The organism is Billgrantia zhangzhouensis (genome assembly GCF_021404465.1).
Classification (GTDB): Bacteria; Pseudomonadota; Gammaproteobacteria; order Pseudomonadales; family Halomonadaceae; genus Halomonas; species Halomonas zhangzhouensis.
Window position 1 is genome coordinate 195,863 of sequence record NZ_JABFTT010000010.1, and the last position, 6,000, is coordinate 201,862.

Sequence of the window (6,000 nt, forward strand, 5' to 3'; positions counted from 1 at the left end):
TTAAGTAACCAAGACGTACTCAGGGATGCCGCATTAGGGGTGATGAGAATCGTCATCCATTCTGCCAGCAGGGCGGTAGCGTTCCTGGAATTCACGGCTCAGTATCCGCACCCCGGCAAAGCTTCTGCACAGCACATGCGTAACGTCGCAGCTCTTCTCGGTTCGGGGGCTGTCGCACTTCATGAAAGTGCTTTCACCTCCTCAGCTTGGGATCAGGTGTGTGCATTTTTCTATTTTTTATTTAGATAAGAGAGTGCGCATACAGTATATTGATTCTGGCAAATCGAGCATGCACGCGAATTCTGCATAGGTAGCCGAGCTATAGTTAAGTGCGAGAAAAATCAACGAGTTGGAAGAAAAGGAGCGCGCCAGATAACGCTGTTGAACGCGCAGGGGTATTCATCCAATATCAGGATGCGCAGTCCAATCGCTGTTAGGGCTTATGCACATGCTCACACCAATGATGGTTCAGTACCTGGTCGGCCTTTGCTGCTTAAGGCACGACCCAAAAGCTGTCGATGTCACGATCGGGGACATGGTCTTGGATGAAGCTGCCGGCAAAGAGCGTGATGTCGATGTGACGGTCACCGTCACTGACTCAAACGGTGAAGTGTCTGCTTTCAAAGCCTCTGAGGTAAAGCACGAAGGTAAGCCCTTGGACGTAGTTGCGGTAGAGCAGCTCATTCTGAAGTTGGCTGACATGCCTAGAGTTACTTACAAAGCTATTTTTTCAACTTCGGGATACACCGATGGGGCTCAGGCCAAGGCAAAGAGGCACGAAGTAGATCTATACAGCATGCTGCCTTGGGATCGTCCAATAGCAGAAAATTTTCCAGACTTTCCAGGAGTTGGAACACCCGGCGAATTTTTGGCCCATTTTCAAAGTAGCTTGTTATATTGGGCTGAGTGGCAGAGCTATTTTGTTTCTACTACCGGGCCAGAGTCTTTCTCGTTCAAAGACGAAACGCCGCTGTTCTCGCCTGAGGGAAAAAAGCATCAGCAGTATTCGACGATGCTTGAGTATTTGAATGAAGTACTGATGCGATCTACAGGACTCTTGTGTACGCAAAGTCCCGCCAGTAATGTGCTTAAGACCTTTCCGTACAACATGCACAATGAAGCAGAGGGTTATATGGCTGGGCCCGCTTGGCCGCATACTCATACGCTTGACCTGTCAAATGACGAGGTTTATCTGCGATTGGAGGGACATGCCCCGTTCCGCTTGGATTCCGTAACTATTTCAGGTCACTTGCAGTGGCGTAAACGAGTTATCGAACCACAGTTCCATATCTTTGAACGCGTCAGTGACCAGGCGATTTTCGCGGGTGCGGCAGTAGCTGACTATGGTGTTGATGATGGGCGTATGTTCGCCATGATTTTTCCAGCCAAGGGGTGTGAAGTCGGAATTCACCGTTTTCAGATACCAGAAAAACAGAGAAACTTGATCCGTGGTCTTAAGATACATACACCGCCCTAACAATCGCAGGCACAGAGACGGCTTTTTCATTGCGGCTGCGCCTTCATTACAAAGCCGCGCGTGCTGCGGGCGTTAAGTGTATCTATGGATGATCGAGCTTTTACAAAACTGACAGAGTACCTTCAGCAGGTGCCTGCAATTGAGGGCACTGTCGGTCACGGGGCAGGTGATGATGGCCGGTGGTGGGTTAAGTTCACAATCAACATTGACCATCAGTTGGCTTGGCAAACTGTGCAAGAGCTTGGGCATGTACTCAACTATTTGTCTGTGAATGAACGCCTGCCAATGTCCTTTCATCCTGTGTCACCACCACCATACATGAATGGCGGCCCAGCGGAGTTTCTATCTTGGGTCATCGAGTGCCACGATCCTGAGTTCAAACCGGGCACGTGTGTAAAGTGGTTAGAGGGTAGGTTGCCCAATCCCGTTGCGGATCTCGAACAATGGGAAATGGAGTGAGCACACTTAACAAATTCTTGAAGTATGTTCCGGGCCTGACGGCCTTCCACCGGACGCCCTTTTCTCCGCTTCGCTGCAAAAAGGTCGCCGCTGAACAAGCGCGTTAAACCCCAATAAGGAGATAACATGGCTGTTAAGAAAAAATCAGTAGAGATTGTTTCTCTAGTCGATGAAGAAGGGAATACTCCTCGCCCCCGTCTTCATAAACTTCAGATCAACAACTTCAGATCAATTGGGGCTGAGACGGTTGAGATCGAGCTTGACGACATCGTTGTTCTTGTCGGGCCTAACAATGTCGGTAAAAGCAGTATTTTGAGGGCATATGAAACAGTAATGTCCCACGGCTCCAAGGATGGAAGGCTGACAATAAACGATTTCCCCAATGGGCAAGTTGATCCAGAAAATCTACCTACAATTGAATTGCATACAATTGTGTTTGATGATGCACCGGGTGAAAGATGGCTTGAGCCAACTGCTGATAACGAGTGGTTAATACGTGAAAAATGGGTTTGGGACAGCCCAAATAAAGACCCCAAGAGACAAGGGTTCGATACCCAAAAAAATGATTGGGATGATCAAGTTCCTTGGGGAGCACCGAACGTTGCTAACTCTCGACGCCCCCTCCCGCATAGGATAGATGCTTTCGCAACACCAGAAAAGCAAGCAGCTGAGATAACCAAACTAATAACCAGCATGCTAAAGGAAAAAATATCAGAAATTAAGTCAGACCCTGAGCAAGAAAAATCCGACTATGAGCTGATACTAGATAAAATTCGGAATCTTCAGACAAAAGTCGTCCAAGCGACCGAGGATGAAGTCAAAGTGATCGAAAGTGAAGTCTCCGAATATTTGAGCAAGTTATTTCCTAAGCATCAAATAAAATTCGATGCAAAACCAGAAGCTGATCTTGAAGGAGCATATCAACCCTTCAAAGGTAATGCAGATCTTCTTATGGGGCCAGAAGACGGCTACTTTAGCACTATTGAGCATCAAGGGAGTGGTGCAAGGAGAACTCTGTTATGGGCAACATTAAAATACTTATCAGAATCTCAAGATAAAAAGGGGTCTCGCCCGCATGTGCTATTGCTGGATGAACCTGAAATATGCCTGCACCCTTCCGCTATTCGGGAAGCTAGGTCGGTCCTTTATGATCTACCGGAAAGCGGTAATTGGCAGGTTATGATTACATCGCACTCTCCAATATTTATAGATTTGTCGAAAGACAATACCACCATAATCAGAGTGTTTCGGGACGAAGACAGTGAGGTCAAGAGTACAACATTATATCGTCCTGAAAGAGCGAAACTGGACGAAGATGATAAGAGAAATTTGAAGTTGATGAATGTCTGTGATCCTTATGTTCATGAGTTTTTCTTTGGCGGAAGACAAGTCATTGTTGAGGGTGATACTGAGTATACAGCTTTCTCGATGTTAAAAGAGTTCTATCCAGATGAATATGGTGATGTTCAGATCATCAGGGCAAGGGGAAAAGGAATTATTCCGTCGGTAGCCAAAGTGCTCAAACAGTTCTCTAAATCGTTTTGCATTCTTCACGATACTGATGAAGAGCGTGCGGCTAATGGGAACAAAAACCCCGCCTGGGGCATGAATAAAACTATTGCAGAGTTGCAGGAAGATGATGGAAGTGTAAATCTCGTCGCTTGCAAGACCTGTTTTGAAACGGCTCTTTTTGGGGAAGAGGTAAAAAATGAGAAGCCATATAATGCGCTAGTGCGGATTAGAGAGGATGAAGGTGTTCGCGAAAAAGTAAAAGCTTTGCTCGATTACCTGATTGGCGTGGAAGGTTCGGTGCTGCCAGAGAACTGCATACACTGGGAGGCCGTTGAGGAGCTGGCTTAATAATCGGCTGCACGGCGGCCGATTTTCCGCCGCTTTGCGGCTCCAAACCGGCGCGTGAGCCGAGCGTATGTCATAGGGGTATATACCAAAGATGGGAAGTAACAACCGAAATAAACCCTGTTGGTGTGGCTCAGGAAAGAAATACAAGAAATGCCACCTGAATCGAGAACAGCAAGAGCCGCTTACACGTGGGGATCTGGAAGCATATTCAAAGAATCAGAAATCCAAAAAAATATGCAGTGTTGAGAATCTATATCCCGACGAGTGCTCGGGCAAGATTATTAATGCACACACAATTTCCAAAAGTGGATCATTGAAAGAGATCTCTGAAAACGGACACGTAATGGGTACTAAGCCAAGTCTGGCTGGCCTTATTAAAAGTGATGGAAAGCTGGCTCTTGAAAAAGTAGGGATAAATAAGGCTTCAACATTTACTGGATTTTGCTCAGCACACGATAAAAATATTTTTTCCCCTTTGGAAGATGAAAAAATTACATTGAGTGACAAACAACTTTTTTTACTTGCATATCGAGGATTCTGTAGGGAGTTATTCCACAAAGAACAGAACAAAGAAACAGCCAATCTAATGAAGGAATCTGATCGAGGTCAAGATCAAATGTTGCAAGCAATGCTTCAAGGTTATGCTGGCGCATATGACAGTGGCGTTGATCTGGCATTGAGAGATCTTGGATTTATTAAGAAAGAAATGGATTCTATTTTAGTTAGCGAAGATTATTCAAAAATAAATCATTGTGTGTTTGAACTAGATGCGACCCCAAAGATTTTGGTTAGTGCAATGATTACTCCGGAGATGGACTTTCAAGGCAATGAGCTGCAAAGGCTTGGGCTACAAAACGAAGTTTATGAATACGTAATCTTTAATTGCATAAGTTACGAAAACAAGGGCTGCTTTGTTTTTTCATGGCTTGCAAGCAACGAAAAGCACTGCGATAGATTTATCGAATCGCTTCTAAAACTTGATAATGTGCAAGTGTCAGATGCACTTGTTCGGTTTTGCTATTCTTTCAGTGAAAATACATGGGCCTCTCCTTCCTGGTGGAATTCACTTTCTGAAGAAGAGAAAAATTCAATCGGAAAAAGATTAATGCATGGTACTCCCATGGAAAATCATCCACCAGACTGCCTTGTTGATGATGGCTATAGATACAAGGCAATGAGCATTAATAAACGAGAGTTGAGGGTGTCTGAAAAGACATAACAAATCAATGAACTACGCGCCTTCGGGCGCCGGACGCGCTACCGCGCGCCGGTTATTGAGGCGTTAGGGGTACAGGATGAATCCAACGAGTTTTATTTGTGAGCGCTCAGCAGAATATATATTGGTTCCTCAGGTAATAGAGGAGCTTAGAAATAAATTCCGGTATGTAGTTCCTATATATCCATGGATTTCGAGAGAAGGAAGCAATATATCTAAGCTGGTCAATGGATCCTATTCTTTCAAAGTGCTTGGACTTTATCCACGACGCCCCAAGTTATTGCCGAACGATGAAAGAACAATAATTGTGAAGTTCAGCGAACAAGTTATCTATGGCGCAAAAGCTAGTCAGAAATTGGGAATCCCTATTATTGCTGGCTGTCCATTGGCAAAAAGTTTTTGGGAATTAAGTAAGTGTGAAGATTTTCTATGGGCAGATTTGGCTGAGTTCAATGCTGATGATATTGATTATTGTGCCGTGATTAATGCTCAGGGCGTAATAGCAGAGGAGCCTGAAGGTTACTTCTTTAAAGATACTGGCAGGGTTTCTGAAATTATTGATCGCTCCGACAAACACTTTGATATAAGTACATTTATTGATGCAATTAAAGAGATCAAGATGAGCAGCAGGGGAGCAGGACACTATATCCCAATGTATTTTATGGGTGGATATAAGCCTGTATACTTTCTGCTAGCAAACCCCTAACAAGTCAAAGCACGCGGACTTGGCAAAAACTGTCACCTTTTTCGCTTGCGCAAAAAAGTCGCCAATTTTACCAATCCGGTGTTTGAGGCGTTGAGGCTGTAGAAAAAAATCCCACAGTGTAATGACCCCCTGGTTTTTGCACACCCTACGCTGCTAATGCGGGGTGTGCTTGGGGTGCCACATAGCCAAGAGACTGATGTGGCCGCTCTTCGTTGTAGTATCGGATCCAGCGGCCGATGATCGCTCTGGCCTGCCCCAGCGACTCAAACCGATGTAGCCAGA

General features: G+C 45.2%; 6 protein-coding genes and 1 pseudogene. 6 read left to right on the forward strand and 1 reads right to left on the reverse strand.

The annotated features are described in order from the left end of the window. The first annotated feature begins 541 nt into the window (after window positions 1–541). From HOP51_RS14390 to HOP51_RS14410, 6 genes and pseudogenes are all read left to right on the forward strand, one after another. Window positions 542–1,477: a restriction endonuclease gene (locus HOP51_RS14390; protein WP_234274593.1), complete on the forward strand. Its 936-nt coding sequence runs from the start codon at window positions 542–544 to the stop codon at window positions 1,475–1,477. 84 nt (window positions 1,478–1,561) lie between these two features. Further along, window positions 1,562–1,936 (forward strand): hypothetical protein, encoded by a 375-nt coding sequence (locus HOP51_RS14395; RefSeq protein WP_234274594.1) that lies wholly within the window; start codon window positions 1,562–1,564, stop codon window positions 1,934–1,936. Window positions 1,937–2,062: 126 nt separating this feature from the next. After that, window positions 2,063–3,796 (forward strand): ATP-dependent nuclease, encoded by a 1,734-nt coding sequence (locus HOP51_RS14400; protein WP_234274595.1) that lies wholly within the window; start codon window positions 2,063–2,065, stop codon window positions 3,794–3,796. 91 nt (window positions 3,797–3,887) lie between these two features. Then, window positions 3,888–3,956: pseudogene (locus HOP51_RS21070) on the forward strand (SEC-C metal-binding domain-containing protein); the annotation flags it as partial. A 153-nt stretch (window positions 3,957–4,109) separates the two neighbouring features. Continuing rightward, window positions 4,110–5,015, forward strand: coding sequence for a hypothetical protein (locus tag HOP51_RS14405; protein ID WP_234274596.1), 906 nt, complete (start codon window positions 4,110–4,112; stop codon window positions 5,013–5,015). Between the two features lie 76 nt (window positions 5,016–5,091). Further along, window positions 5,092–5,718: a hypothetical protein gene (locus HOP51_RS14410; RefSeq protein ID WP_234274597.1), complete on the forward strand. Its 627-nt coding sequence runs from the start codon at window positions 5,092–5,094 to the stop codon at window positions 5,716–5,718. A 145-nt stretch (window positions 5,719–5,863) separates the two neighbouring features. On the opposite strand, the gene HOP51_RS14415 is transcribed toward HOP51_RS14410, so the two are convergent. Then, window positions 5,864–6,000 (reverse strand): integrase core domain-containing protein (locus HOP51_RS14415; protein ID WP_234274606.1); only part of this gene is annotated, 137 nt, incomplete at its 5' end.

Excerpts from the sequence above, each read along its gene's own strand:
- HOP51_RS14395 (WP_234274594.1), top strand. The coding sequence starts at position 1,562 with ATGGATGATCGAGCTTTTACAAAACTGACAGAGTACCTTCAGCAGGTG.
- HOP51_RS14400 (WP_234274595.1), top strand. The coding sequence starts at position 2,063 with ATGGCTGTTAAGAAAAAATCAGTAGAGATTGTTTCTCTAGTCGATGAA.
- HOP51_RS14410 (WP_234274597.1), top strand. The coding sequence starts at position 5,092 with ATGAATCCAACGAGTTTTATTTGTGAGCGCTCAGCAGAATATATATTG.